Genomic DNA, 26,743 nt, shown 5'->3' with positions numbered 1-26,743 from the left:
CCTTTCAACGACGAACCGGGCGCTTCTGCAGTTTGCGCTGCAGGGTGCGGCGGTGCATGCCCAAGGCACGGGCAGTCGCGGAGATGTTGCCTTCGTGTTCGGTCAGCACACGCTGGATGTGCTCCCATTGCAGACGGTCAACCGACATCGGGTTTTCCGGCACCAGACTGTCGAGGTCGGCGTGCTCGGAGAGCAGCGCGGCCAGTACGTCATCGGCGTCGGCCGGTTTGCACAGGTAGTTGCAGGCGCCGCGCTTGATCGCTTCGACCGCGGTGGCAATGCTCGAATAACCGGTGAGGATCACCACGCGCATTTCCGGGTCCAGCTCCAGCAACTTGGGCAGTAGCACCAGGCCGGAGTCGCCGTCCATTTTCAGGTCCAGCGCGGCGTAGTCCGGCAGGTCAGCCTGGGCGATGGTCAGGCCTTCTTCGGCGGAACCTGCGGTGCTGACGCGAAAGCCACGGCGGGCCATGGCACGGGCCATCACCCGGGTGAAGGTCGCGTCGTCGTCGACCAGCAGCAAATGCGGCAGTTCTTCGCCTTCGACTTGGATTTCGTCACTCATGTTGGTCTCCTCGGGCGCCGTGGGGCAGGCGCAGCTCGGTGAGCGTGCCGCCTTCCTCATGACTATAGAGTTTCACTGAGCCGCCGGCGCGTGTCACGCTGGCCTTGCTCAAAAACAGGCCCAGGCCGAAACCTTTGCCCTTGGTGGTAAAAAACGGTTTGCCGATCTGCTCGGCGATGGCCAGCGGCACACCGGCGCCGTGGTCACGAATGCTGATGGTCACGGTTTCCGCATCCCAGTCCAGCGTCACCTGAAGATTTTCCGGGCAAGCGTCGGCGGCGTTGTTCAGCAGGTTGAGCAGCGCCTGGGTCAGATCCGGTGGCGGCGCCATGCGCGGCACGGTGCCCTGGCCGAGACGCTGGAAGCGATAACTGGCTTCCGGACGCATCAGGTGCCAGCGGTTCAAAGCTTCGTCGAGCCATTGGGTGACGTCCTGCATCTCTACCGCCATACGGCGGTTGGCTTCGGCGGCGCGTACCAGTTGCTGCAGGGTTTCTTTGCACAGTTTGACCTGATCCTGCAGCACCTTCAGATCGTCCTGCAGCATCGCGTCGGGATGATCCTGCTGCATCTCCTTGAGCAACACGCTCATGGTCGCCAGCGGCGTGCCGAGCTCATGCGCGGCGCCGGCCGCCTGAGTGGCGACGGCGAGCAATTGCTGATCGCGCAGGCCTTCTTCGCGACGAATCGCGCGCAATTCTTCCTGACGACGCAGCTCTTCGGCCATGCGCGCAGCGAAAAACGTGATCACCGCAGCGGCCAGCGCGAAGCTCAGCCACATGCCGTAGATCTGCAGGTTCTCGCGGGCCACCGGCAGGGTTTCCAGCGGATAGAAACGCGTGAGCATCACGGTATACAGCGCCAGCGCGATGCCGGACAGAATCACCGAATAACGCCATGGCAGCGTCACCGCCGCGATGGTCAGCGGCACCAGGTAATAGGAAACGAACGGGTTGGTCGAACCGCCGGAGAAATACAGCAACGCACTGTGGATCACCAGATCGCAGGCCAGTTGCAGCGCATATTCGAGTTCGGTCACCGGCCACGACGTACGCAGTCGCACGGCAGTGAACACGCACAGCAGAATCGAGCAGCCGAGGGTCATCGCCAGTTGCACCCACGGCAACGGCAGCAGTTGCAGCCAGTAAGCCAGGCCGACGGAACCGGCCTGCGCGGCGAGCACCAGGGTGCGAATGAAAGTCAGCCGCCAGAGGTTCTGGCGAGTGGCGGAAGTCAGTTGTACGGGGGCGAGCATGAGCTCTCCTGATGAGCGCTCCAGGCGGATCGCACGGAGTATAACCAAGCCGCGCCTTTGAGAGGCGAAAGTGCGGCAAATGACCACATGGCGTTGCCAGAAAAATCGGCTACTTCACATGGCTGTCCGAGGTCGACTGTGGCGAGGGAGCTTGCTCCCGCTGGACTGCGAAGCAGGCCCAATCCCGGCAAATGCAGTCTGACTGAAAGACCGCAATTGCTGGTCTTACGACTGCTGCGCAGCCGAGCGGGAGCAAGCTCCCTCGCCACAAAAATCTCATTCGCTCAAGGAATACGTGCAGACATGAGATCTGTATAGAAGTTGTAACTGGGCGAACCGGATCGCAGAAGCTAGAGTCTGATGGTTTCACGCAGGGACGAACCAACACCTGCGCATTATTCAAGGAGCCTTCATGCACACCTTTCGCCGCAGCGCCGCCCTTCTCGCCCTGACCGTCGGCAGTGTCGCCAGCCTTCCGGCGCTGGCCGCCGATGAGTTGCACTACAACCAGATATCCCTGCGCGCCGAAGTCAGCCAGGAAGTGGCCCGCGACCTGATGATCGTGACGCTCTACACCGAAGCGCAAAACACCGACCCGGCCAAACTCGCCGCCGACGTCAGCACTACCATGAACAAGGCTCTGGCCCAGGCCAAGCAAGTCAAAGACATCACTCTGCGCCAGGGCAGCCGCAACAGCTACCCGATCTACGACACCAAAGGCCAGAAGATCACCGGCTGGCGTGAACGCGCCGAACTGCGCCTGGAAAGCGCCGACTTCGCCGCCCTGTCCAAACTCACCGGCGAACTGCTGACCGACCTGAAAATGGGCGGCATGGACTTCGCCATTGCCGAGCCGACCCGCAAGGCCAGCGAGGATAAGTTGCTGAAAGAAGCCGTCAGCGCCTTCAAGGCCCGCGCGCAATTGGCCACTGACGCACTGGGCGGCAAGGGTTACAAAATCGTCAACCTGAACCTCAACAGCAACGGCTACCCACAACCGTACATGCGCGCCCCGATGATGATGAAAGCCGCCGGCATGGCGGATTCGGCACCGGTCACGCCGGAAGTTGAAGCCGGCACCAGCCAGGTCAGCCTTACCGCCGACGGCTCGATTGAAGTGTTGATGCAGTGAATTGATGTGGGCTGAATGAAAAACCGGCGATCAGAGGATAATCGCCGGTTTTTTTGTGCCTGGATTTTGTAGTGAATGTTCCGCCGCCATCGCGAGCAGGCTCACTCCTACAATTTGGAATGCGTTCCCCTGTAGGAGTGAGCCTGCTCGCGATGAACGATAACGCGGTCTCAGGTCTGCGGATCAACCCGATCCAGCGCCCGGTTCACCGCCAGCTCAGCGAGCATGATGATCTGCTGAATCGCCAGCGCCGTATTGCGCTGCGGACGACTGAGCTGATCGGCGAAATCACTGGCCATGGTGTTGGCCGAGGCCAAGGATTCACAGGCGTGGGCCAGCAGACTTTCCGTGTCGATGCCCGGATGGACAAGGAACATCGAACTGGGTGGGCGCGGTTTTGTGGCTTCGGGGCTGAGGTAGAAGTCGAGGGCGCGCTTGATCGCTTCGCGGTTTTTCGCGAGGTCTTCAGCGTGGAGGGCTTCGGCGAGTGGGGTTGTAGGTTCGAGCGGTGGATCTGGGACGGGTTTGGACATGCATTTCACCTATGACGTTAGGCCACCTCAAGCCGTTTCTCACACGACGAAGAGGTGGCAGCTTTGTGCGGGGTGAGAAACCGGTCATAGGCACCCGGCCAGACAAAAGTCTGCCCGCACAGAGCCGCCATAACGTAATTGCATACAGCGTATTGGCTGGCGGCAATTATGCGGGTATGGGCACTGAATGACTATGAACTGCCGGGTTCTCACGCCCGATCGCTGAGTTTTCAGCGACAGCTCAAGGCTAGAGAGCTGGCGTCCGAGGGACAACCTGAAAACCTTGTGGGAAGGTTCTGGTTATTTGAAACGACTTTAAACAAGCCAAGGTTATTGGGTGACTGGACGGCCCTCTTCGCGAGCAAGCCCGCTCCCACAGTGGATAACGTGCAGGCCGTTAGAGATTGGTCGGCTGTCAGGCCGCCATCACTTAGCCAGTCGCCGCACCCGCTTTTCACCACTCACACGATGAGCGTTAGCTCGAGTACCGCTTTTGATCTTGATCCACGGGCGACGTCGGAAGGCTGAGTGGAGGGATTGATCCGGGGGTGGGAGCGCAGCGACCGTTTGGCGCAGCCAAACACAGCGAGAGGAGGTGCAGCGAAGCAAACCGGAGGCGCTGCGCCCGGATCGATCCCGCAGCGAAGGAACCCCGAGCCCCAGCGAGCGGGCCGAACGCAGGAGCAAGCCTTTTTGGTTACTTTTGAGGCGTTTGTCAAAAGTGACCCGCCGTAAGGGCGGAACCCTAAGCAGCCGTTACCGCAGCAACGGATATGCACTCGACAAAAGCCGCCACATATACCGAGATAGACACCCCAACAGGAAAAACGATATTTCCGAACACACCCAAATCCCCGCTAACCTGAAAAAAACAACCACCTCCAAATCCCGGGGACTCCATGGAAAGATTCACCCTAAAACCACTACTAATCACCCTCGCACTGACAGCCATAGCCCCGATCGCAAACGCAGCCACCACCTTGGTCTACTGCTCCGAAGCCAGCCCCGCCGGCTTCGACCCCAGCCAATACACCAGCGGCACCGACTTCGACGCCTCCGCCGAAACCGTCTTCAACCGCCTCACCCAATTCCAGCGCGGCGGCACCGAAGTCGAACCCGGCCTGGCAACCAACTGGGACGTAAGCCCGGACGGCCTCCAGTACACCTTCCACCTACGGCAAGGCGTGAAATTCCACACAACGGAATATTTCACCCCGACCCGCGATTTCAGCGCCGACGACGTCCTCTTCACCTTCCAGCGCCTGCTCGACCCGGACAACGCCTTTCGCAGGGCCTACCCCGCCGAGTCCCCGTACTTCACCGACATGGGCCTGAACACCACGATCAAATCGGTGGAAAAAATCGACGCCCAGACCGTGCGCTTCAACCTCAACAACGTCGACGCCGCCTTCGTGCAAAACCTCGCCATGAGCTTCGCCTCGGTGCAATCGGCCGAATACGCCGCGCAACTGTTGAAGGAAGGCAAAGCCGCCGACCTCAACCAGAAGCCGGTGGGCACCGGCCCGTTTGTATTCAAGCGCTACCAGAAAGACTCGCAGATCCGCTACGCCGCCAACCCGGCCTACTGGAAACCGGAAGACGTGAAGATCGACAACCTGATCTTCTCGATCACCCCGGACGCCGCCGTACGCCTGCAGAAACTCAAGGCCGGCGAATGCCAGGTCAGCGGCTACCCGCGCCCGGCCGACATCCAGGTCATGGAGAAAGACCCGAACCTGCGCGTGCTCAAGCAGGCCGGTTTCAACCTCGGCTTCCTCGCCTACAACACCACTCACCCGCCGCTGGACCAGCTCAAGGTCCGCCAGGCACTGGACATGGCCATCGACAAACCGGCGATCATCAACGCCGTTTACCAGAGTGCCGGCCAGTTGGCGCAGAACGCCCTGCCGCCTGCGCAATGGTCCTATGACCCGACCATCAAAGACGCCCCTTACGACCCGGTCAAAGCCCGGGTGCTACTGAAAGAAGCAGGGGTTGCACCGGGTACAACCATCAACCTTTGGGCGATGACGGTGCAGCGCGCTTCAAACCCGAATGCGCGCATGTCGGCACAGATGATCCAGCAGGATTGGGAGAAAATCGGCATCAAGGCCAACATCGTCAGCTACGAATGGGGCGAGTACATCAAGCGTGCGAAAAATGGCGAACACGACGCGATGATCTATGGTTGGACCGGTGACAACGGCGACCCGGACAACTGGCTCGGCGTGCTCTACAGCTGCGCGGCGGTGAAAGGCAGCAACTACGCCAAGTGGTGCGACCCGGCCTACGACAAACTGGTGCAGCAGGCCAAAGTGACCACCGACAAGGCGCAACGGGTAAAACTGTATCAACAGGCGCAACTGATCCTTAAACAACAGGTGCCGATCACCCCGATTGCCAACTCGACGGTGTTCCAGCCGCTGCGCAAGGAAGTGACCGACTTCAAGATCAGCCCGTTCGGTCTTACCCCCTTCTACGGCGTGGGTATAAATAAGTAACACCGAGCCCCAACGCGGCGCGCACAACGTGACCAGCGCACCGTTTTGGGGCTTCGTTTGCACCGTAAAAACCACTCGCAAACGGTCAAATGCGTCAAAAGTTACACAGATGCGACATTAAGGTACGTACGTGCCACCGTTTAACGCTCGCTCACACTCTGGATCTTGCATTGGGTATGGCCCCTGCATAAGTATCCGCAGGCACGACTCACGAGGTCGTACCTCACTATTAAAAAATGACAACAAATCATGAGGCCAACATGCTTAAACACGCGGTCATTCCGTTTTTAGTCGGCGCAGGCTTGTTAGCCTCCGCACCTTTCGCATCCGCTGCGACTAACCTGGTGTTCTGCTCCGAAGGGAGCCCGGCCGGTTTTGATCCAGGCCAGTACACCACCGGAACCGACTTCGACGCCTCAGCCGAAACCATGTTCAACCGTCTGAGCCAGTTCGAGCGTGGCGGCACCGCCGTTATCCCGGGCCTGGCCACCAGCTGGGACATTTCCCCGGACGGCCTGACTTACACCTTCCACCTGCGTGAAGGCGTCAAGTTCCACACCACCCCGTATTTCAAGCCGACTCGTGAGTTCAACGCCGACGACGTGCTGTTCACCTTCAATCGCATGATTAACAAGGATGACCCGTTCCGTAAGGCGTATCCGACCGAATTCCCGTACTTCACCGACATGGGGATGGACACCAACATCACCAAGATCGATAAAGTCGACGACCACACCGTCAAGTTCACGCTGAAAGAAGTCGACGCCGCGTTCATCCAGAACATGGCCATGAGCTTCGCCTCGATCCAGTCCGCCGAGTACGCTGCCCAACTGCTGAAAGACGGCAAGGCTGCCGACATCAACCAGAAGCCGATCGGCACTGGCCCGTTCGTGTTCAAGAGCTACCAGAAAGACTCGAACATCCGTTACACCGGCAACAAGGACTACTGGAAGCCGGATGACGTGAAGATCGACAACCTGATCTTCGCCATCACCACCGACCCGTCGGTGCGTATCCAGAAGCTGAAAAAGAACGAATGCCAGGTCACCCTGTTCCCGCGTCCGGCGGATCTCGCGGCGCTCAAGGCCGACAAGACCCTGAAGATGCCTGACCAGGCCGGTTTCAACCTGGGCTACATCGCCTACAACGTGATGGACAAGGTCAAGGGCAGCAACGAAGCGAACCCGCTGGCTGACCTGCGCGTGCGTCAGGCGCTGGACATGGCGGTGAACAAGCCGCAGATCATCGATTCGGTTTACCAGGGCGCCGGCCAGCTGGCCGTCAACGCCATGCCGCCGACCCAGTGGTCCTACGACACCACCATCAAGGACGCCAAGTACGACCCTGAGAAAGCCAAACAGCTGCTCAAGGAAGCCGGCGTCAAGGAAGGTACCGAGATCGTGCTGTGGGCGATGCCGGTGCAGCGTCCGTACAACCCGAACGCCAAACTGATGGCTGAAATGCTCCAGTCCGACTGGGCCAAGATCGGCTTGAAAGTGAAGATCACCAGCTACGAATGGGGCGAGTACATCAAGCGCTCCAAAGGTGGCGAGAACCAAGCCATGATCATTGGCTGGAGCGGTGACAATGGTGACCCGGACAACTGGCTGAACGTGCTGTTCGGCTGCGACTCGCTCAGCGGCAACAACTTCTCCAAGTGGTGCGACAAGAAGTTCGACGGCCTCGTCAAGGAAGCCAAGCGCACGACCGACCAGGGCAAGCGCACCGAACTGTACAAACAGGCGCAACACGTCCTCAAAGATGCAGTCCCAATGACACCTATCGCTCACTCGACGGTGTATCAACCCATGCGCGCCAACGTGCAGGACTTCAAGATCAGCCCATTCGGCTTGAATTCCTTCTACGGCGTCAGCGTCAGCAATTAAGCCATTGCAAGGGCGACGTTCATGACGTCGCCCTTGCTTTAGCTGCCGGGAAGTCAGGAATTTGCCTACAGCCAATTCCGCTGCGGATGACTGCAGTGGCATAGGACGTGTCGACTTTTCCTACGAGTTTTCAGGCAATTACGCATTTACTGCCAGACCCACGGCCCCTACCGTCGGGTTCTGACCAGTTTCTGCGTGTGCCACCGGCTTGCCGTACGTGCTGGATTGAGCTCGATGCCACCTCAACGTCCCTGGACGGGTCCGCGGTGCATTGAACAACACTACAAAAAGAGGGAGCGTCATGCGCCATACCTTGATTTTTTCCGCATTGCTGGGCGCCGGCCTGTTGGCCGCCACGTCCGCCAGTTACGCCGCCAGCAACAGCCTGGTGTTTTGCTCTGAAGGCAGCCCGGCGGGCTTTGATACCGCGCAATACACGACGGCCACCGATAACGATGCCGCCGAGCCGCTGTACAACCGTCTGGTCGAGTTTGAAAAAGGCGCGACCAACGTCGTACCGGGACTGGCAACCAAGTGGGATATTTCCGAGGATGGTCTCAAGTACACCTTTCACCTGCGTGAAGGTGTGAAATTTCACACAACGCCGTACTTCAAACCGACGCGCGATTTCAACGCCGACGACGTGCTGTTCACGTTTAACCGCATGCTCGATCCGCAACAGCCATTCCGTAAGGCTTATCCGACCGAATTCCCGTATTTCAACGGGATGAGTCTGAACAAGAACATCGCCAAGGTCGAAAAGACCGGGCCGCTGACGGTGGAATTCACCCTCAACAGCGTCGACGCCGCGTTCATCCAGAACATCGCCATGAGCTTCGCTGCCATCCTGTCCGCCGAATACGCCGACAAGCTGCTGGCCGAAGGCAAGCCGAGCGACATCAACCAGAAGCCGGTCGGTACCGGGCCGTTCGTGTTCAAGAGCTATCAGAAAGACTCGAACATCCGTTACACCGGCAACGAACAGTACTGGGACCCGAGCCGGGTCAAGCTGAAGAATCTGATCTTCGCGATCAACACCGACGCCTCGGTGCGCGTGCAGAAGCTCAAGGCCGGCGAATGCCAGATCACCCTGCACCCGCGCCCTGCCGATGTCGAAGCACTGAAAGCCGACCCGAAACTGCAGCTGATTTCCAAGCCGGGTTTCAACCTCGGCTACATCGCCTACAACGTGCGCCACAAGCCCTTCGACCAGCTCGAAGTACGTCAGGCGCTGGACATGGCAGTGAATAAACAGGGGATTCTCAACGCTGTTTATCAAGGCGCCGGGCAACTGGCGGTCAACGCCATGCCACCGACCCAGTGGTCCTACGACGACAGCATCAAGGACGCCGCCTACAACCCGGAAAAAGCCAAAGAGCTGCTCAAGGCTGCCGGCGTCAAGGAAGGCACCGAAATCACCCTGTGGGCGATGCCGGTACAGCGTCCGTACAACCCGAACGCCAAACTGATGGCCGAAATGCTCCAGGCGGACTGGGCAAAAATCGGTCTGAAAGTGAAGATCGTCAGCTACGAATGGGGCGAGTACATCAAGCGCACCAAGAATGGCGAGCACGACATCAGCCTGATCGGCTGGACCGGCGACAACGGCGACCCGGACAACTGGCTGGGCACCCTGTACAGCTGCGACGCCATTGGCGGCAACAACTATTCCATGTGGTGCGATCCGGCTTACGACAAGCTGATCAAAGAGGCCAAGGTCGTCACCGACCGCGACCAGCGCACCATGCTCTACAAACAGGCGCAGCAGTTGCTCAAGCAGCAAGTGCCGATCACGCCTGTCGCCCACTCGACGGTCAACCAGCCGTTAAGCGCCAGGGTTGAAGGGTTCAAGGTCAGCCCCTTCGGTCGCAATGTGTTCTCGGGCGTCAGTATCGATTAACCCAACCGATTAGCCGCAATGCTGAGGGGACCGTCTATCCCCTCACGCAAGCGCTTTGCCGAAATTCGCCGATCCGGCATTTTGCAAACGTTTGCGATGTGTGAAATGAGTTCTAAACCAATAACCGGCCCACCCAAAAAAGCCGGCATAAAAAGAAAGTAAAGGAGCTTCACCCATGAAACTGAGCAGCACCGCGATACTGGCCCTGGCCATCAGCAGCGTCACCGCCACGGCTTATGCGGAAACCCAAAGCCAGGCGTTCACCCCGGTGACCGTCAACACCAAGAGCGCCCAGGCTGAAGCGACCGGCTTCGTCGAAGGACAATCGATCACCGGTACGACGCGTAACTGGTACGCCAATGAGCAACTGAAGCGCGGCGGCAAGTTCGCCTACAAAAAGAACGGTCAGATCGCCGAAACCGACCGACGGATCAACTGGGTACAAGGCACCATCGTCAAGTACAACTCGGGCTTTACCGAGGGTACTGTAGGGATCAGCACTGAAGTCGCGGCGTACAACGCCATCGCGCTCGAACGTGATCGTGAGAATCTGGCCTCCGGTAACGGTGGCGCACCGAAGACCGGCGCTTACTCAGGGAACAACCGTACCCTGACTCACAAGAACAACGGTGAGGCGGTCGATCAGTGGAGCAAAGTGGGCCTGGCCAACATCAAGGCGCGCGTTTCCAACACTACGCTGACCGCCGGCCGCATGGGTTTCAGCAGCCCCCAAGTCGACGTGATAGGCAACCGTGCGCTGCCTTCGAGCTTCGAAGGTATTGCCCTGCACAGTGAAGAACTGAACAACCTGTCCTTCGACCTGGCCACGTTCGATCGCGTATCGCCGCGCTCGGAACAAAGCCTGCAAAAATTCCGCGCTGAATACGCCAACGGCCGCGTTGAATCCGACAAGGTCAACACCGCAGGCATCAGCTACCAGCCGCTCGCCAGCCTGAAAACCAGCCTGTGGGGCACTCAGGTTGAAGACCTGTGGAATCAGTACTACTTCGGCGCCACCCATGAGTTGGGTGACAGCAATGTCCTCGCTCTGACCACCGGCCTGAATTACTACAAAACCGTCGACGAAGGCAAAAAGCTGCTGGGCGAAATCGACAACGACACCTACTCGCTGTCGTTCGGCCTGACCCACCAGGCACACAACCTGACCTTCTCGTACCAGCAAGTGAACGGTAACGAATACTTCGACTACCTGCACGAAACCAACGGCATTTACCTGGCCAACTCCCTGCTGTCGGACTTCAACGGCCCGAACGAGAAGTCCTTTCAGGTTTCCTACGCCATCAACATGGCCGAGTACGGCGTGCCGGGTCTGAAATTCAACATCTATCAGGCGCGCGGCTGGGGCATCGACGGCACCCACTACACCGGCAACAAAGGTGTGGCGGGCAAAGGTTACGACACCATCCAGGAACAGGACGGCGAGCACCACTATGAATACGGCATCGGCGCGACCTATGCGGTACAAAGCGGTCCGCTGAAAGCCACCACCATTCGCGGCACTTACACCGCGCACCGTGCGAGCGAGTTCCAGTCCGACGGCAGCATCAACGAGTTCCGTCTCGTGACCACCATCCCGTTCAACATCCTGTAAAAACGCCAACCGACGGCTGACTCATGATGAGTCGGCCGTTCGGTTTTTTGTCTTCAACCGATTGCAGAGGGTTATCGATGAAAATGCTTCCCCTACGTGCGGCCGTTGCTGCCGCGTTGTTGAGCGCCGCCATCGGCGTCTCGGCCAAACCCTTGGTGGTCTGCACCGAAGCCAGCCCGGAAGGCTTCGATATGGTCCAGTACACAACTGCAGTCACTGCCGATGCGGTGGCCGAAACGATCTTCAACCGTCTGGCCGACTTCAAGCCCGGCACCACTGAAGTGATTCCGGCATTGGCCGAGTCCTGGGACATCAGTGAAGACGGCCTGACCTACACGTTCCATCTGCGCAAAGGCGTCAAGTTTCACACCACCGAATACTTCAAGCCGACCCGCGACATGAACGCCGACGACGTGGTCTGGAGCTTCCAGCGTCAGCTGGACCCGAATCACCCGTGGCACAAACTGTCGAGCGTCGGCTTCCCGTACTTTGAAAGCATGGGCTTCAAGGAACTGCTGAAAAACGTCGAAAAAGTTGACGACAACACGGTCAAGTTCACCCTGACCCGCCGCGAAGCGCCGTTCCTGGCCGACATCGCCATGGCGTTCTCCTCGATCTACCCGGCCGAGTACGCCGACCAGTTGCTCAAGTCCGGCAAGACCGGCGACCTCAACAACAAACCAGTCGGCACCGGCCCGTTCATCTTCCAGCGCTACGCCAAGGATGCGCAGGTGCGCTTCAAGGCCAACCCGGACTACTTCCGTGGCAAGCCACCGGCCGACGCGCTGATCCTGGCGATCGCCACCGACAACAACGTGCGCCTGCAGAAGCTCAAGGCCAACGAGTGCCAGATCGCGCTGTATCCGAAACCGGACGACATCCCGAGCATCAAGAAAGACAGCAACCTGAAAGTCGACGAACTGGATGCGATGACCGTCTCGTATATCGCCATGAACACCCAGCACAAGTACATGAGCGACGTGCGCGTGCGTAAGGCCATCGACATCGCGTTCGACAAGGAAGCCTACGTCAACGCGCTGTTCGGCAAAGGCAACGCCTCGGTGGCGGTCAACCCGTACCCGCCGACACTGCTGGGCTACAACCACGACCTAAAGAACCCGCCACGCGATCTGGACAAGGCCCGTGCCTTGCTCAAGGAAGCCGGGGTTCCGGAAGGTACCGTGTTTACCCTGTTTACCCGTAACGGCGGCGGCCCGACCAACCCGAACCCGATGCTCGGCGCGCAGATGATGCAGGCTGACCTGGCGAAAGTCGGGATCAAGATCGACATCCGCGTCATGGAATGGGGTGAAATGCTCAAACGCGCCAAGGCTGGCGAGCACGACATGGTCTCGGCCGGATGGGCGGGCGACAACGGTGACCCGGATAACTTCCTGACGCCTATGCTCAGTTGCGAAGCGGCCAAGAACGGCGAAAACTACGCGCGCTGGTGCAACGAGAAATTCCAGGCACTGCTCGACGAAGCACGGGCTAAAGTAGATCCGGCCGAACGCGCCAAACTCTACGAACAGGCCCAGGTGCTGTTTAATCAGGACCAACCGTGGATCAGCATGGCCCACACCCGTATGTTTACCGCAATGCGCAACAACGTAGAGGGTTATCACATCAGCCCTCTCACCACTAATAACTTCGCCACTACCCAGGTGAAGTAGATAAGAAACTCCCGGCGACCCTGACCCCAGGGTCGCCGGGCACGCCTAACCGGCTGATGAGGTACCACACAAGATGTTTAGTTTTATTGCCCGCCGACTGGGGTTGTTGATCCCCACGTTTTTCGGCATCACCTTGCTGACTTTCGCGTTGATTCGCATGATTCCGGGCGACCCCGTGGAAGTGATGATGGGCGAACGTCGGGTCGACCCCGAAATGCACGCTCAGGCAATGGAACGCCTAGGTCTGAACAAGCCGCTGTATGCCCAGTACCTGGACTACATCGGCAAACTGGCCCACGGCGATCTCGGCGAATCCCTGCGTACGCGTGAAAGCGTATGGACCGAGTTCACCTCCCTTTTCCCGGCGACCCTGGAACTGTCCATGGCCGCCCTGCTGTTCGCCGGCATCCTCGGTCTTCTGGCCGGGGTGATTGCGGCACTCAAGCGAGGATCCCTGTTCGACCACGGGGTGATGGGCATTTCCCTGGCGGGGTATTCGATGCCGATCTTCTGGTGGGGCCTGATCCTGATCATGTTCTTCTCGGTGAGCCTGGGCTGGACCCCGGTGTCCGGACGGATCGACCTGCTCTACGACATCGAGCCGCGCACCGGTTTCATGCTGATCGACACGCTGCTGGCCGATGACATGGGCGCGTTCCTCGATGCCCTGCATCACCTGATCCTGCCGGCCATCGTGCTCGGCACCATTCCGCTGGCGGTGATCGCGCGGATGACCCGTTCGTCGATGCTCGAAGTGCTGCGTGAAGACTACATCCGCACCGCCAAGGCCAAAGGCCTGTCGCCGTCGCGTGTGGTGTTCGTGCACGGCCTGCGCAACGCGCTGATCCCGGTCCTGACCGTGGTCGGCCTGCAAGTCGGCACCCTGCTGGCCGGTGCAGTCCTGACCGAAACCATCTTCTCCTGGCCCGGCATCGGTAAATGGCTGATCGAAGCCATTGGCGCCCGGGACTACCCGGTTGTGCAAAACGGCATCCTGTTAATCGCCTGCCTGGTGATTCTGGTCAACTTCGTAGTGGACATCCTCTACGGCTTTGCCAACCCACGCATCCGTCATCAGCGCTGAGGTCCATACCATGAGCACTCCAACATCCTCAGTAGCCACCGCCGCTCCAAGCGCGGATCAAAGCCTGCTGTACCCGTCGCCGTACAAAGAATTCTGGCAAGCTTTCTCCAAGAACAAGGGCGCGGTTGCCGGCCTGCTGTTCATGCTGCTGATCATCTTCTGCGCGATTTTCGCGCCGTGGGTCGCGCCGCATAACCCGAGCGAGCAATACCGTGACTTCCTGCTGACGCCACCGGCCTGGCTCGAAGGCGGGCAGATGCAATTCCTGCTCGGCACCGATGAACTGGGGCGTGACCTGCTGTCACGGCTGATCCAGGGTTCGCGCCTGTCGCTGCTGATCGGTTTGTCGTCGGTGGTGATGTCGCTGATCCCGGGGATCCTCCTCGGTCTGTTCGCCGGTTTCTTCCCGAAGATGATCGGCCCGACCATCATGCGCTTGATGGACATCATGCTGGCCCTGCCGTCCTTGCTGCTGGCGGTGGCGATCGTCGCCATCCTCGGCCCTGGCCTGATCAACACCGTGATCGCCATTGCTGTGGTGTCCTTGCCGTCCTACGTGCGTCTGACCCGCGCCGCCGTGATGGGCGAACTGAACCGCGACTACGTGACCGCCGCGCGTCTGGCCGGTGCCGGTCTGCCACGTCTGATGTTCATCACCGTGCTGCCAAACTGCATGGCGCCGCTGATCGTACAGGCGACCCTGAGTTTCTCTTCGGCGATTCTCGACGCTGCGGCGCTAGGCTTCCTCGGCCTTGGCGTACAACCGCCAACCCCTGAGTGGGGCACCATGCTGGCCTCGGCCCGCGATTACATCGAACGCGCCTGGTGGGTCGTCAGTCTGCCTGGTTTGACCATTTTGCTCAGCGTGCTGGCAATCAACTTGATGGGCGACGGTCTGCGCGATGCGCTGGACCCGAAACTCAAGAACGCCGCCTGAGGAGATTCCCATGTCACTGCTAGAAATCAAGAATCTCAACGTTCGCTTCGGCGACAAAACCGCGACACCCGTTGTCGATGGCCTCGACCTGAAAGTCGACAAAGGCGAGGTCCTGGCGATCGTTGGCGAATCGGGTTCGGGTAAATCCGTGACCATGATGGCGCTGATGGGCCTGATCGAGCATCCCGGCATCGTCACCGCCGACTCGCTCAGCTTTGACGGCAAAGACATGCTCAAGCTGAGCAATCGTCAGCGTCGGCAAATCGTCGGCAAAGACCTGTCGATGGTGTTCCAGGACCCGATGACCGCGCTCAACCCGAGCTACACCGTCGGTTTCCAGATCGAAGAAGTGCTGCGTCTGCACCTGAAAATGTCCGGCAAGCAAGCGCGCAAACGTGCGATCGAGTTGCTGGAAAAAGTGGAGATCCCGGGCGCCGCCAGCCGTATGGACGCCTACCCGCACCAACTGTCGGGCGGTATGAGCCAGCGTGTCGCGATCGCCATGGCGATTGCCGGCGAACCGAAACTGCTGATCGCCGACGAACCGACCACTGCACTGGACGTGACGATTCAGGCGCAGATCATGGATCTGCTGCTGGCGTTGCAGAAAGAACAGAACATGGGCCTGGTGCTGATCACCCACGACCTCGCCGTCGTGGCCGAAACAGCCCAGCGCGTGTGCGTGATGTACGCCGGCCAAGCCGTTGAAGTCGGTCAGGTGCCGCAACTGTTCGACATCCCGGCACACCCGTACAGCGAAGCGCTGCTCAAGGCGATTCCGGAACACAGCCAGGGCGCCTCACGCCTGTCGACCCTGCCGGGCATCGTCCCGGGCCGCTACGACCGTCCGCAGGGTTGCCTGCTGTCGCCGCGCTGCCCGTACGTGCAGGACAGCTGCCGCGCGCAGCGTCCGGCCCTTGATCCGAAAAGCAACAGCCTCGCTCGCTGCTTCTTCCCGCTGAACCAGGAGGTGGCGTAATGGCCGTCGTACTTACCGCCCGCGACCTGACCCGTCACTACGAAGTGTCCCGTGGCCTGTTCAAGGGCCACGCGACCGTGCGCGCCCTCAACGGTGTGTCGTTCGAACTGGAAGCCGGCAAGACCCTCGCCGTAGTCGGCGAATCGGGCTGCGGCAAATCCACCCTCGCCCGCGCTCTGACCCTGATTGAAGAGCCGTCGTCCGGCTCGCTGAAAATCGCCGGGCAGGAAGTGGCTGGTGCCGACAAGGCTCAGCGCAAGCAACTGCGCAAAGACGTGCAGATGGTGTTCCAGAGCCCGTACGCGTCATTGAACCCACGGCAAAAAGTCGGTGACCAGCTCGGCGAGCCGCTGCTGATCAACACCAACCTGTCCGCCGCCGAACGTCGCGAAAAAGTCCAGGCGATGATGAAGCAGGTCGGCTTGCGTCCCGAGCACTACCAGCGTTATCCGCACATGTTCTCCGGCGGTCAGCGCCAGCGGATCGCCCTCGCTCGCGCGATGATGCTGCAACCGAAAGTACTGGTGGCGGATGAACCGACCTCGGCGCTGGACGTATCGATTCAGGCGCAGGTGCTGAACCTGTTCATGGACTTGCAGCAGGAATTCAACACCGCTTACGTGTTCATCTCGCACAACCTGGCGGTGGTGCAACACGTGGCCGATGATGTGATGGTGATGTACCTCGGTCGCCCGGTGGAAATGGGTCCGAAGAACGACATCTACGAGCGTCCATTGCACCCGTACACCCAGGCGCTGCTGTCGGCGACCCCGACCATTCATCCGGACCCGAACAAGCCGAAAATCAAGATCGTCGGCGAATTGCCCAACCCGCTGAACCCGCCACCGGGCTGCGCGTTCCACAAGCGCTGCCCATACGCGACCGAGCGTTGCAGCACTGAAGAGCCGTTGTTGCGTGAATTGGATAATCGCCAGGTGGCCTGCCACTACGCCGAGCAATTCCTCGACGGCGCCGCCTGATTAACGGCGGACGAAAGTGTGGGAGCGGGCTTGCTCGCGAATGCGGTATGACAATCACTGACAATGGTGACTGACTCACCGCTTTCGGGAGCAAGCCCCCTCCCACAGGGAGCTTGAGTTGTAGCTAAAGCGTTAACCAGACCCCTTCTGTCCCGATTGCGCATCAGTCGAGGCAGAAGGGGTTTTCTTTTGGCCAAGATCTACGTCTGGCTGTCGCCTTCATCGTCCGGTTCATCTGTGGTCGAGTCGTCATCATCGGCGCTGCCACCCTGCCCCTGATCGCCAGGCTCTGATTCCGACTTGGCGAGCATCAAACCGCTGTGTCCGACCTGGCCGTTAAACGCCTGGGAATCGTGATCCTCGCACTCGGCCCAGGCCGTCGCGGTGCCGAGGGATAGCATCACCATCACTTTCAACAACATCAAAATCCGTAGCAATCTGCTTTTCATGGCCGACTCCATCCTGTTGCGCTAAGACATGCTTGCCGGACTGGCTCCGTGTGAAATCTAGTTGCGATCCGGCCGGCTCACCACTTAGGACGCGGCAAGGCGGGCAGAAATGCCATCGGCAGACAGATTGCTTTCGAATAACAGCAATAACCGAAACAGCTAAGCACCGCGCGTGGCCTGCCAGGTCAGCGGGATGGAGATGAGCACCAACAGCGCACTCATGAGCCAGACACTGTGACCGCCAAACTGACCATAGAGCTGACCACTGAGCACGGGTGACAACAAGGCACTGGCGCTCCAGCTCATAAAGAACAGACCAAAGTACTGGCCGCTTTTGCCACGCTGGGCAAACTGCATCGCCAGCACATTCAGCGGCGGCATGAACAACGCCTCGCCCAAGGTCCAGATCACCGTCGACAGGCAGACGAACGCCAGCCCGGATCCGAACGGCAACATGCCCAATCCGCCGGCCAGCAACAAACTCCCCGCGAGCATTTGCCGCCGCGTGCCCCAACGCTCGCCGCAGTGTGACAACGGAATCTGCAGCGTGATCACCAGCAACGCATTGAGCCCGAACTGCCAGCCGATCGCCGTGGTGCTCAGGTGGTAATAGTCCCGCAGATAATTGCCCAGCGTGCTGTAGACCGTGTCGAATGCGATGCCCAGCACGGCCGTCGCCGCGAGCAGCCAGAGGAACGGCTTGTCGCGAAACGGCACACTTGAACCATCGACGGATTCGTCCTCAACCACCAACACCGGCCGCTGCCACGTCGTACGCATGAACCATAGCAGCGCCAGCATCGTCATCGCCGCACTGACAAAAAACACCCAACGGAAATCCGCCTGCGCCAGCACCCCGCCCGCCACCCCGGCAGCCGCCATACCCAGATTGCGCGCCACCCGGCTCAAGGCCTGCGCGCGAGAACGCTGCGCCACCTCGCAATATTCCATGATCAGCCGCTGATGCAACGTACGAATCGCCCCGTCGATCACACCGCTGAGCAACAACAAACCGGCGAGCCACGGCACCTGCGTCACCAGCCCCAACAGCATCAGCACCCACACCGACACGAAAAACAGCGCCGCCGTCAGCCGCGCCGTGCGCACATGATCACTGAGCCAACCGCCAAGCATCGAACCGACCAGCAACCCCGCGCCATAAGCCGAGAGCAACCAGCCGACGGTTTCAATCGCCAGCCCCAACTCCTGACGCAGGTACAGCGCCATGAAGAGTTTGACCATGGCGCTGAGGCGATTGATGAATAAAAGAGCAGCAAGGACCCACGACATTGGGGAGAAATAGCCTTTCAGACGCATCAGTTGAGTCAGTCCTTTGATCATGTAACGTCCGCTGCGGCGAGGGTTCGCTGAACAGTAGACGGGTTGAATTGGAAAGTCGTGTGGGCGGAGGTTTTGAAATGTAAAAGCAGAGCCGGATTACGCTCGTGAAGCAGACAACTGGCGGACATTTCCTCAAACGCACCACTCAACCGAGGTGAGTCGCCATTGCCGCAACAACATGGGTAATGTATCGCTGAACATTCGGACAAAGGCTACTGCCATGGACCTGTCAAAAACTCTGCTGGATCTCGAACAATCTCTGCTATCGCAAGCTGTACGAAGCAATGCCGAAGATCTTTCGCGCTTGATCGCCGACGAGTTTGTCGAGATTGGTGCTCGCGGCGATAAATGGTCAAAGGCAGAAGTAATCGAGCAATTGCCACTACAGACCTTTACGCAGCGCACCATCAGTCAATTCAGCAGTAGATATCTGTCGGACGACATTGTGCTGGTGACCTATCACTGCCAGAACGTGGATAAGGCTCAAGGTGTCACGGTCAACACACTGCGTAGCTCGATCTGGCGCAAACAGGCCGAGCAGTGGCAGATGTTCTTTCACCAGGGAACATTGCTACCGGTGCAGTAAACCGCCACAACGGCCGGGATCAACAGTTCCCTACCCTGCCATCGTCAATCGGGTGATATGACCGATAGAACTGATGGCCAGCACCCAGTTTGTAGCGCTCAAGAGCATCGCAGCCACAAAAAAGGATCCGCCCCACAACCCTCTGTAGCCTTCGGTCGGTCGCTCGCTCGTTCGATTGAGTGCGCTCAGTTAGAAAATGGTTGGCTGTCAGGCCGCCATCGCCAGCAGGCTGGCTCCTACAGTGGGATCGGTTGTGCTCAGTTGGAGATTGGTCGGCTGTGAAACCGCTTTCGCGAGCAAGCCCGCTCCCACAATTGGATTGGGTGCAATCAGTTAGAGATTGGTCTGCTGTCAGGCCGCCTTCGCCAGCAGGCTGGCTCCTACAGTGAGATTGGTTGTGCTCAGTTGGAGATTGGTCGGCTTTGAAACCGCTTTCGCGAGCAAGCCCGCTCCCACAATTAGATTGGGTGCAATCAGTTAGAGATTGGTCTGCTGTCAGGCCGCCATCGCCAGCAGGCTGGCTCCTACAGTGGGATCGGTAGTGCTCAGTTGGAGATTGGCCGGCTTTGAAACCGCTTTCGCGAGCAAGCCCGCTCCCACAATTGGATTGGGTGCAATCAGTTAGAGATTGGTCTGCTGTCAGGCCGCCTTCGCCAGCAGGCTGGCTCCTACAATGGGATTGGTTGTGCTCAGTTGGAGATTGGTCGGCTTTGAAACCGCTTTCGCGAGCAAGCCCGCTCCCACAATTGGATTGGGTGCAATCAGTTAGAGATTGGTCTGCTGTCAGGCCGCCATCAGGCTGGCTCCTACAGTGGGATTGGTTGTGCTCAGTTGGAGATTGGTCGGCTTTGAAACCGCTTTCGCGAGCAAGCCCGCTCCCACAATTGGATTGGGTGCAATCAGTTAGAGATTGGTCTGCTGTCAGGCCGCCATCGCCAGCAGGCTGGCTCCTACAGTGGGATTGGTTGTGTTCAGTTGGAGATTGGTCGGCTGTGAAACCGCTTTCGCGAGCAAGCCCGCTCCCACAATTGGATTGGGTGCAATCAGTTAGAGATTGGTCTGCTGTCAGGCCGCCATCGCCAGCAGGCTGGCTCCTACAGTGGGATTGGTTGTGCTCAGTTGGAGATTGGTCGGCTGTGAAACCGCTTTCGCGAGCAAGCCCGCTCCCACAGGTTGAACCCGGTGTATTCAGGTAGAAATTGGTCGGCTATCAGGCCGCCATCGCTGGCAAGCCAGCTCCCACGGTTTTGATTTGTGTATGCCCCATGCGGCGCAGCCGCCCCACTCAAAACAATGAGCGCCAGCTCGAGTACCGCTCTTGATCTTGATCCACGGGCGACGTCGGAAGGCTGAGTGGAGGGATTGATCCGGGGGTGGGAGCGCAGCGACCGTTTGGCGAAGCCAAACACAGCGAGAGGAGGTGCAGCGAAGCAAACCGGAGGCGCTGCGCCCGGATCAATCCCGCAGCGAAGGAACCCCGAGCCCCAGCGAGCGGGCCGAACGCAGGAGCAAGCCTTTTGGGTTACCTTTTCGGCGTTTGGAAAAGGTGACTCGCCGTAAGGGCGAAACCCTAAGTAGCCGTTACCAAAAAAACGGATATGTACCCAAAAAAACCAGGAACCTGGTCGGCCCAAAGGCCGCCAAGACAAAGCCCCAAAAAAAGCCCCCAAGGCCTACACCTCAGGGGCTTTCGAACAACCCAGCTCAGCGCTTAATGATGCTCACGCGTCGCACGGAATTTCACATCCGGCCACCGCTCTTCCATCAACGCCAGGTTAACCCGCGTCGGCGCGAGATAGGTCAGGTGCCCACCACCATCCAGTGCGAGGTTCTCCACAGCCTTGTTGGAAAACTCCTCAAGCTTCTTCTTGTCGCTGCATTCGATCCAGCGCGCGGAGTACACGGTGATCGGCTCGTAAGAGCACTCAACCTTGTATTCCTCTTTCAAACGGCTGGCGACCACATCGAACTGCAGCACACCGACGGCGCCCAGAATGATGTCGTTGCTGCGCTCAGGGAAGAACACCTGAGTCGCGCCCTCTTCAGCCAACTGCTGCAGCCCCTGACGCAACTGCTTGGACTTCAGCGGATCACGCAGACGCACACGACGGAACAGTTCCGGGGCGAAGTGCGGGATACCGGTGAAACCGAGGACTTCGCCTTCGCTGAAGGTGTCGCCAATCTGGATCGTGCCGTGGTTGTGCAGACCGATGATGTCGCCGGCGTACGCCTCTTCCAGCTGCTCACGCTCGGAAGAGAAGAACGTCAGGGCGTCGCCGATGCGCACGTCCTTGCCGGTACGCACGTGGCGCATCTTCATGCCTTTCTCGTACTTGCCGGAACAGATACGCATGAAGGCGATACGGTCGCGGTGCTTCGGGTCCATGTTCGCCTGGATCTTGAAGATGAAGCCCGAGAACTTCTCTTCCACCGGCTCCACGGTACGCTCGTTGGCGACACGGGCCAGCGGACGCGGTGCCCAGTCAACGACAGCATCGAGCACGTGGTCGACACCGAAGTTGCCCAATGCCGTACCGAAGAACACCGGGGTCAGTTGACCGTCGAGGAACTCCTGCTGGTTGAACTCGTGGCAGGCGCCCTGCACCAGTTCCAGTTGTTCGAGGAAGCGCTCGTACTCATCGCCCAAGTGCGCGCGCGCCTCGTCGGAATCGAGCTTCTCGATGATCTTGGTTTCGGTGCGTTCGTGACCGTGACCGGCGGTGTAGACAATGATGTAGTCGTCGGCCAGGTGGTACACGCCCTTGAAGTCGCGATAGCAACCGATCGGCCAGGTGATCGGCGCTGCCTTGATCTTCAGAACAGCTTCGATCTCGTCGAGCAGTTCGATCGGGTCGCGGATGTCACGGTCGAGTTTGTTGATGAAGCTGACGATCGGCGTGTCACGCAGACGGCAGACGTCCATCAGGGCGATGGTCCGTGGCTCAACGCCTTTACCGCCGTCGAGCACCATCAGCGCCGAGTCGACCGCCGTCAGGGTGCGGTAGGTGTCTTCGGAGAAGTCTTCGTGGCCCGGGGTGTCGAGCAGGTTGATCATGTGTTCGCGATACGGGAACTGCATGACCGACGTGGTAATGGAAATACCCCGCTGCTTCTCCATCTCCATCCAGTCGGATGTCGCATGGCGATCGGATTTACGGGATTTCACCGTACCGGCCACCGCAATCGCCTTGCCCATCAACAGGAGCTTTTCGGTGATCGTGGTTTTACCGGCATCGGGGTGGGAAATAATGGCGAAAGTGCGGCGTTTCGCGACTTCGGCGGCCTGGTTGGTCATGGGAAATCGCCTGGCGGTGATTCAAAAAAGGGCCGCGATTATAGCCCAAGTCGATGCAATAACCGAACCGTTGAGCACATTAAGGGTGGCCAAATGCTGCCCCGGATGGGAACCTTTTAAAGCCCGGAGACGTCCATCCCCTGTTACGACATTTCGTCAGGGGCTGAAAAATCAGCAAGTTAGCCTGACGAGGCTGCGCTCATGGCTCGCTTTCAGACCGCTTGTTGCCGGTGCTGAGGGAGCTGCTTCTCGCGAACGTTTATTCCCGGCAGCCAAGGCTTGGCATGCCACACGGGAGAGCGTTCGCCGACTACAAGAAAAGGAGTCCGCCTGTGGCTATCCGCTATGGCAAAGGGCTGATGGGAGGTGCGGTGGTTATCGCGCTCCTGGCCCTGCTGATCCACTGGATCGGCATCAACACGATCGAACACTACCGCGACGATTTGTTGTTTTACCTGCAAGCTCATCTGATTCTCGTCCTCGCTTCAATGCTGGCCGCCCTGGTCGTGGGCATCCCCGCCGGTATCTTTCTCAGTCGCCCGACCATGGTCGGCCGCGCTGAACGCTTCATGCAGATCTTCAATATCGGCAACACCGTGCCACCGCTGGCTGTACTGGCGATTGCCCTGGGGATTCTCGGCATCGGCAGTGGCCCGGCGATCTTCGCTTTGTTCCTCGCTTCCCTGTTGCCGATCGTGCGCAACACCTACGAAGGCCTGAAAAACGTCCAGGGTTCGTTGAAAGAAGCCGCCGTCGGCATCGGCATGACCCCGCGCCAGGTGCTGTGGAAAGTCGAATTGCCCAACGCCGTGCCGATCATCATCGGTGGCGTGCGCGTTGCACTGGCGATCAACGTCGGCACCGCGCCGCTGGCCTTCCTGATCGGCGCCAACAGCCTCGGCAGCCTGATCTTCCCTGGCATCGCCCTGAACAATCAGCCGCAACTGCTGCTCGGCGCCGCGTGCACCGCGCTGCTGGCCCTGCTGCTCGATGGCGTGGTCACCCTCGCCAGCCGTCTCTGGCTGGAACGCGGTTTGCGCCCGTCTTAAGGCTTTTGCGAAGGAATATTTATGAAACGATTTAGCTTGATCTTGGGCTGCATCATGCTGTTCGCAGGATTTGCCCAGGCGGCGGAAAAACCGCTCATTCGCCTCGGCGCCCGGGTGTTCACCGAGCAGACCCTGCTCGCGGAAATCACCGCGCAATACCTGCGCAGCAAAGGCTACGACGCGCAGATCACCGGCGGACTGGGCAGCAACCTGGCCCGCAGCGCCCACGAAAGCGGACAACTGGACATGCTCTGGGAATACACCGGCGTGTCGCTGGTGGCCTACAACCATGTCACCGAAAAACTCGACAGCGAACAGTCCTACGCCCGAGTGAAAGAACTCGACGCGAAAAAAGGCCTGATCTGGCTGACCCCGTCGAAATTCAGCAACACCTACGCCCTCGCCCTGCCGAAAAAAGTCGCCGAGGAGTATCCACAGATCAACACCATCAGCGGCCTGAACAAGGTGCTGCGCGATGAGGCCAAGACCAATCACCTGGTGGCGCTGGACACCGAGTTCGCCAACCGCTCCGACGGTCTGGACGGCATGGTCAAGCTCTACGACATGAACCTGACTCGCAAGAATATCCGCCAGATGGATGCGGGGCTGGTCTACACCGCGCTGCGCAACGGCCAGGTGTTTGCCGGTCTGGTCTACACCACCGACGGTCGCCTGAATGCGTTCGGCCTGAAACTGCTGGAAGACGACAAGCACTACTTCCCCGACTACACCGCCGCGCCGGTAGTGCGTCAGGCCTACCTCGATGCGCACCCGCAACTGGCCGAGCAACTCAAGCCGCTGGCGCAACTGTTCGACGACGAAACCATGCGCCAGCTCAACGCGCGGGTCGACGTCGATCACGAAAGCCCATCGAAAGTCGCCGCGGATTTCCTGCGCCAGCACCCACTCAACTAAGGAGGAAAAGTCATGGAATTTCTGAACGCCTTTTCCCACCTCGACTGGCAGCAGGTGATGCACCTGACCTGGCAGCACATCACTCTGGTCGGCATTGCGGTGACGCTGGCGATTTTCATCGGTGTGCCGCTGGGCATTCTGATGACGCGTTTTCCGAGCCTCGCAGGCCCCTTGCAGGCCAGCGCAACGGTGCTGCTGACGGTGCCGTCGATTGCGCTGTTCGGTTTGCTGCTGCCGTTCTACTCCAAGTTCGGCCAGGGCCTCGGGCCGATGCCGGCGATCACCGCGGTGTTCCTTTATTCACTGCTGCCGATCATGCGCAACACCTACCTCGCCTTGACCGGCGTTGAACCGGGAATCCGTGAAGCCGCACGCGGCATCGGCATGACCTTCGGCCAGCGCCTGCGCATGGTCGAGTTGCCGATTGCGGTGCCAGTGATCCTCGCCGGCGTGCGCACCGCCGTGGTGATGAACATCGGCGTGATGACCATCGCCGCGACCATCGGCGCCGGTGGCCTCGGTGTGCTGATCCTCGCCTCCATCAGCCGCAGCGACATGTCGATGCTGATCGTCGGCGCGCTGCTGGTCAGTCTTCTGGCGATCTTCGCCGACCTTCTCCTGCAGTGGCTGCAACGTACGCTGACTCCAAAAGGACTCCTCAAATGATCGAACTTCAAAACCTCAGCAAGACCTTCCAGAGCAACGGCAAAGATGTCAAAGCCGTGGACTCGGTGAGCCTGACCGTCAATGAAGGCGAAATCTGTGTATTCCTCGGGCCATCGGGTTGCGGTAAAAGCACCACGCTGAAAATGATCAACCGTCTGATCAAGCCGACCTCGGGCAAGATCCTGATCAACGGCGAAGACACCACCGACCTCGACGAGGTGACACTGCGCCGCAACATCGGTTACGTGATTCAGCAGATCGGCCTGTTCCCGAACATGACCATCGAAGAGAACATCGTCGTGGTGCCGAAACTGCTCGGCTGGGACAAACAGAAATGCCACGATCGCGCTCGCGAACTGATGAGCATGATCAAGCTGGAACCCAAGCAGTATCTGCATCGCTATCCGCGCGAGTTGTCCGGTGGCCAGCAACAGCGCATCGGTGTGATCCGCGCACTGGCGGCGGATGCGCCGCTGTTGCTGATGGACGAACCGTTCGGTGCGGTCGACCCGATCAACCGCGAGATGATCCAGAACGAGTTCTTCGAGATGCAACGGGCGCTGAACAAGACCGTGATCATGGTCAGCCACGACATCGACGAAGCGATCAAACTCGGCGACAAGATCGCGATCTTCCGCGCCGGTAAACTGCTGCAGATCGATCACCCGGACACCCTGCTCGCGCACCCGGCGGACGATTTCGTCAGCAACTTCGTTGGCCAGGACAGTACCCTCAAACGTCTGCTGCTGGTGAAGGCCGAGGACGCCGCCGACAACGCGCCGTCGGTCAGCCCGGAAACCCCGGTGGCCGATGCGCTGGAATTGATGGACGAGCATGACCGCCGCTATGTGGTGGTCACCTGTGCCGAGAACAAGGCGCTGGGTTACGTGCGTCGCCGCGACCTGCATCGCCAGACCGGCACCTGCGGGCAGTATCTGCGCGAGTTCAACGCCACGGCGGCGTACGACGAACATTTGCGCATCCTGTTGTCACGCATGTATGAGTTCAACCGTTCGTGGCTGCCGGTGATGGATGCCGAGCGGGTGTTCCTCGGTGAGGTGACGCAGGAGTCGATTGCGGCCTACCTGAGTTCAGGTCGTTCACGCGGGATGAAGACCAGTATCGTCTCGCCGGCTGAGGCTGTAATCGCCTGATCGATAAAAAGGTCGCACACCGAACCTGTGGCGAGGGAGCTTGCTCCCGCTGGGTCGCGCAGCGGCCCCTCTTTTAAAAAAAGCGGGGACTGCTTCGCAGTCCAGCGGGAGCAAGCTCCCTCGCCACAGTTTTTTTGTGTTTTCAAAGACTGGAAAAGAATATCAACACCGAGGTTGGCTCTGGCACTGCTAAAGCACCCGCCACACCCATCAAAATCCCCCTCACACCCGCCTCTCGCCGCCAACGTCGC

General features: G+C 59.5%; 21 protein-coding genes. 15 read left to right on the top strand and 6 right to left on the bottom strand.

From position 1 onward, the window contains the following. Nucleotides 1-4: 4 nt before the first annotated feature. Entirely contained in the window at nucleotides 5-565 is a 561-nt protein-coding gene (locus ACS4NR_RS26005) for a response regulator transcription factor (RefSeq protein WP_003221630.1), read from the bottom strand. After that, nucleotides 558-1,820: an ATP-binding protein gene (locus tag ACS4NR_RS26000; RefSeq protein WP_027610820.1), complete on the bottom strand. Its 1,263-nt coding sequence runs from the start codon at nucleotides 1,818-1,820 to the stop codon at nucleotides 558-560. The genes ACS4NR_RS26005 and ACS4NR_RS26000 overlap by 8 nt, the downstream gene beginning before the upstream one ends. 412 nt (nucleotides 1,821-2,232) lie before the next feature. On the opposite strand from ACS4NR_RS26000, the gene ACS4NR_RS25995 reads away from it, so the two are divergent. Then, complete coding sequence (locus ACS4NR_RS25995) at nucleotides 2,233-2,952, top strand: SIMPL domain-containing protein (RefSeq protein WP_108591439.1); 720 nt, start codon at nucleotides 2,233-2,235, stop codon at nucleotides 2,950-2,952. 170 nt (nucleotides 2,953-3,122) lie between these two features. Here ACS4NR_RS25995 and ACS4NR_RS25990 read toward each other — a convergent pair whose 3' ends face one another. Next, complete coding sequence (locus ACS4NR_RS25990; protein WP_346651058.1) at nucleotides 3,123-3,485, bottom strand: DUF6124 family protein; 363 nt, start codon at nucleotides 3,483-3,485, stop codon at nucleotides 3,123-3,125. 899 nt (nucleotides 3,486-4,384) lie between these two features. Here ACS4NR_RS25990 and ACS4NR_RS25985 point away from each other — a divergent pair. The 9 genes from ACS4NR_RS25985 (at nucleotide 4,385) to ACS4NR_RS25945 (ending at nucleotide 17,037) form a co-directional block, all read left to right on the top strand. After that, a complete protein-coding gene (locus tag ACS4NR_RS25985) occupies nucleotides 4,385-5,986 on the top strand; it encodes an ABC transporter substrate-binding protein (RefSeq protein WP_456018682.1) in 1,602 nt (533 codons plus the stop codon). A gap of 260 nt (nucleotides 5,987-6,246) precedes the next feature. Then, nucleotides 6,247-7,872 (top strand): ABC transporter substrate-binding protein, encoded by a 1,626-nt coding sequence (locus tag ACS4NR_RS25980; RefSeq protein ID WP_095139467.1) that lies wholly within the window; start codon nucleotides 6,247-6,249, stop codon nucleotides 7,870-7,872. A 301-nt stretch (nucleotides 7,873-8,173) separates the two neighbouring features. Continuing rightward, entirely contained in the window at nucleotides 8,174-9,772 is a 1,599-nt protein-coding gene (locus ACS4NR_RS25975) for an ABC transporter substrate-binding protein (protein ID WP_443532103.1), read from the top strand. A gap of 175 nt (nucleotides 9,773-9,947) precedes the next feature. Continuing rightward, nucleotides 9,948-11,384, top strand: coding sequence for an OprD family porin (locus tag ACS4NR_RS25970; protein ID WP_095139465.1), 1,437 nt, complete (start codon nucleotides 9,948-9,950; stop codon nucleotides 11,382-11,384). Between the two features lie 77 nt (nucleotides 11,385-11,461). Continuing rightward, nucleotides 11,462-13,057 (top strand): ABC transporter substrate-binding protein, encoded by a 1,596-nt coding sequence (locus ACS4NR_RS25965; RefSeq protein ID WP_456018680.1) that lies wholly within the window; start codon nucleotides 11,462-11,464, stop codon nucleotides 13,055-13,057. Between the two features lie 73 nt (nucleotides 13,058-13,130). Then, the gene (locus ACS4NR_RS25960; protein ID WP_007953665.1) at nucleotides 13,131-14,141 is read left to right on the top strand and encodes an ABC transporter permease subunit; all 1,011 of its coding nucleotides are present in this window, start codon (nucleotides 13,131-13,133) and stop codon (nucleotides 14,139-14,141) included. A gap of 10 nt (nucleotides 14,142-14,151) precedes the next feature. Continuing rightward, on the top strand, nucleotides 14,152-15,078 hold the full coding sequence (locus tag ACS4NR_RS25955; protein ID WP_095139463.1) for an ABC transporter permease subunit: 927 nt from the start codon (nucleotides 14,152-14,154) through the stop codon (nucleotides 15,076-15,078). A gap of 10 nt (nucleotides 15,079-15,088) precedes the next feature. Beyond that, the gene (locus ACS4NR_RS25950; RefSeq protein ID WP_095139462.1) at nucleotides 15,089-16,057 is read left to right on the top strand and encodes an ABC transporter ATP-binding protein; all 969 of its coding nucleotides are present in this window, start codon (nucleotides 15,089-15,091) and stop codon (nucleotides 16,055-16,057) included. Beyond that, on the top strand, nucleotides 16,057-17,037 hold the full coding sequence (locus ACS4NR_RS25945; protein ID WP_095139461.1) for a peptide ABC transporter ATP-binding protein: 981 nt from the start codon (nucleotides 16,057-16,059) through the stop codon (nucleotides 17,035-17,037). Before ACS4NR_RS25950 ends, ACS4NR_RS25945 begins: the two co-directional genes overlap by 1 nt. Nucleotides 17,038-17,237: 200 nt before the next feature. Here the strand turns inward: ACS4NR_RS25945 and ACS4NR_RS25940 are convergent, their stop codons facing one another. After that, complete coding sequence (locus ACS4NR_RS25940; protein ID WP_095139460.1) at nucleotides 17,238-17,486, bottom strand: hypothetical protein; 249 nt, start codon at nucleotides 17,484-17,486, stop codon at nucleotides 17,238-17,240. A 159-nt stretch (nucleotides 17,487-17,645) separates the two neighbouring features. Next, nucleotides 17,646-18,827, bottom strand: a complete 1,182-nt coding sequence (locus ACS4NR_RS25935) for an MFS transporter (RefSeq protein WP_456018679.1) — start codon at nucleotides 18,825-18,827, stop codon at nucleotides 17,646-17,648. Nucleotides 18,828-19,047: 220 nt separating this feature from the next. Here ACS4NR_RS25935 and ACS4NR_RS25930 point away from each other — a divergent pair, with 220 nt between their 5' ends. Further along, nucleotides 19,048-19,413 (top strand): nuclear transport factor 2 family protein, encoded by a 366-nt coding sequence (locus ACS4NR_RS25930; protein WP_456018678.1) that lies wholly within the window; start codon nucleotides 19,048-19,050, stop codon nucleotides 19,411-19,413. 1,711 nt (nucleotides 19,414-21,124) lie between these two features. Here the strand turns inward: ACS4NR_RS25930 and ACS4NR_RS25925 are convergent. Further along, nucleotides 21,125-22,708, bottom strand: a complete 1,584-nt coding sequence (locus ACS4NR_RS25925; protein ID WP_007965665.1) for a peptide chain release factor 3 — start codon at nucleotides 22,706-22,708, stop codon at nucleotides 21,125-21,127. Between the two features lie 359 nt (nucleotides 22,709-23,067). On the opposite strand from ACS4NR_RS25925, the gene ACS4NR_RS25920 reads away from it, so the two are divergent. From ACS4NR_RS25920 to ACS4NR_RS25905, 4 genes are read left to right on the top strand one after another with little or no spacing between them, the layout of a single operon-like run. Continuing rightward, nucleotides 23,068-23,757, top strand: coding sequence for an ABC transporter permease (locus ACS4NR_RS25920; protein ID WP_177409065.1), 690 nt, complete (start codon nucleotides 23,068-23,070; stop codon nucleotides 23,755-23,757). A gap of 21 nt (nucleotides 23,758-23,778) precedes the next feature. Then, the gene (locus ACS4NR_RS25915; protein ID WP_456018677.1) at nucleotides 23,779-24,672 is read left to right on the top strand and encodes a glycine betaine ABC transporter substrate-binding protein; all 894 of its coding nucleotides are present in this window, start codon (nucleotides 23,779-23,781) and stop codon (nucleotides 24,670-24,672) included. 12 nt (nucleotides 24,673-24,684) lie between these two features. Then, nucleotides 24,685-25,338 (top strand): ABC transporter permease, encoded by a 654-nt coding sequence (locus ACS4NR_RS25910; protein WP_003221593.1) that lies wholly within the window; start codon nucleotides 24,685-24,687, stop codon nucleotides 25,336-25,338. Continuing rightward, nucleotides 25,335-26,492, top strand: coding sequence for an osmoprotectant ABC transporter ATP-binding protein OsmV (locus ACS4NR_RS25905; protein WP_456018676.1), 1,158 nt, complete (start codon nucleotides 25,335-25,337; stop codon nucleotides 26,490-26,492). The genes ACS4NR_RS25910 and ACS4NR_RS25905 overlap by 4 nt, the downstream gene beginning before the upstream one ends. Nucleotides 26,493-26,743 lie beyond the last annotated feature (251 nt).

The sequence above is a fragment of the Pseudomonas sp. JQ36 genome, assembly GCF_053851495.1.
The sequence above is the reverse complement of the archived record's forward strand: the minus strand, read 5'-3'. Positions and strand labels throughout refer to the sequence as shown.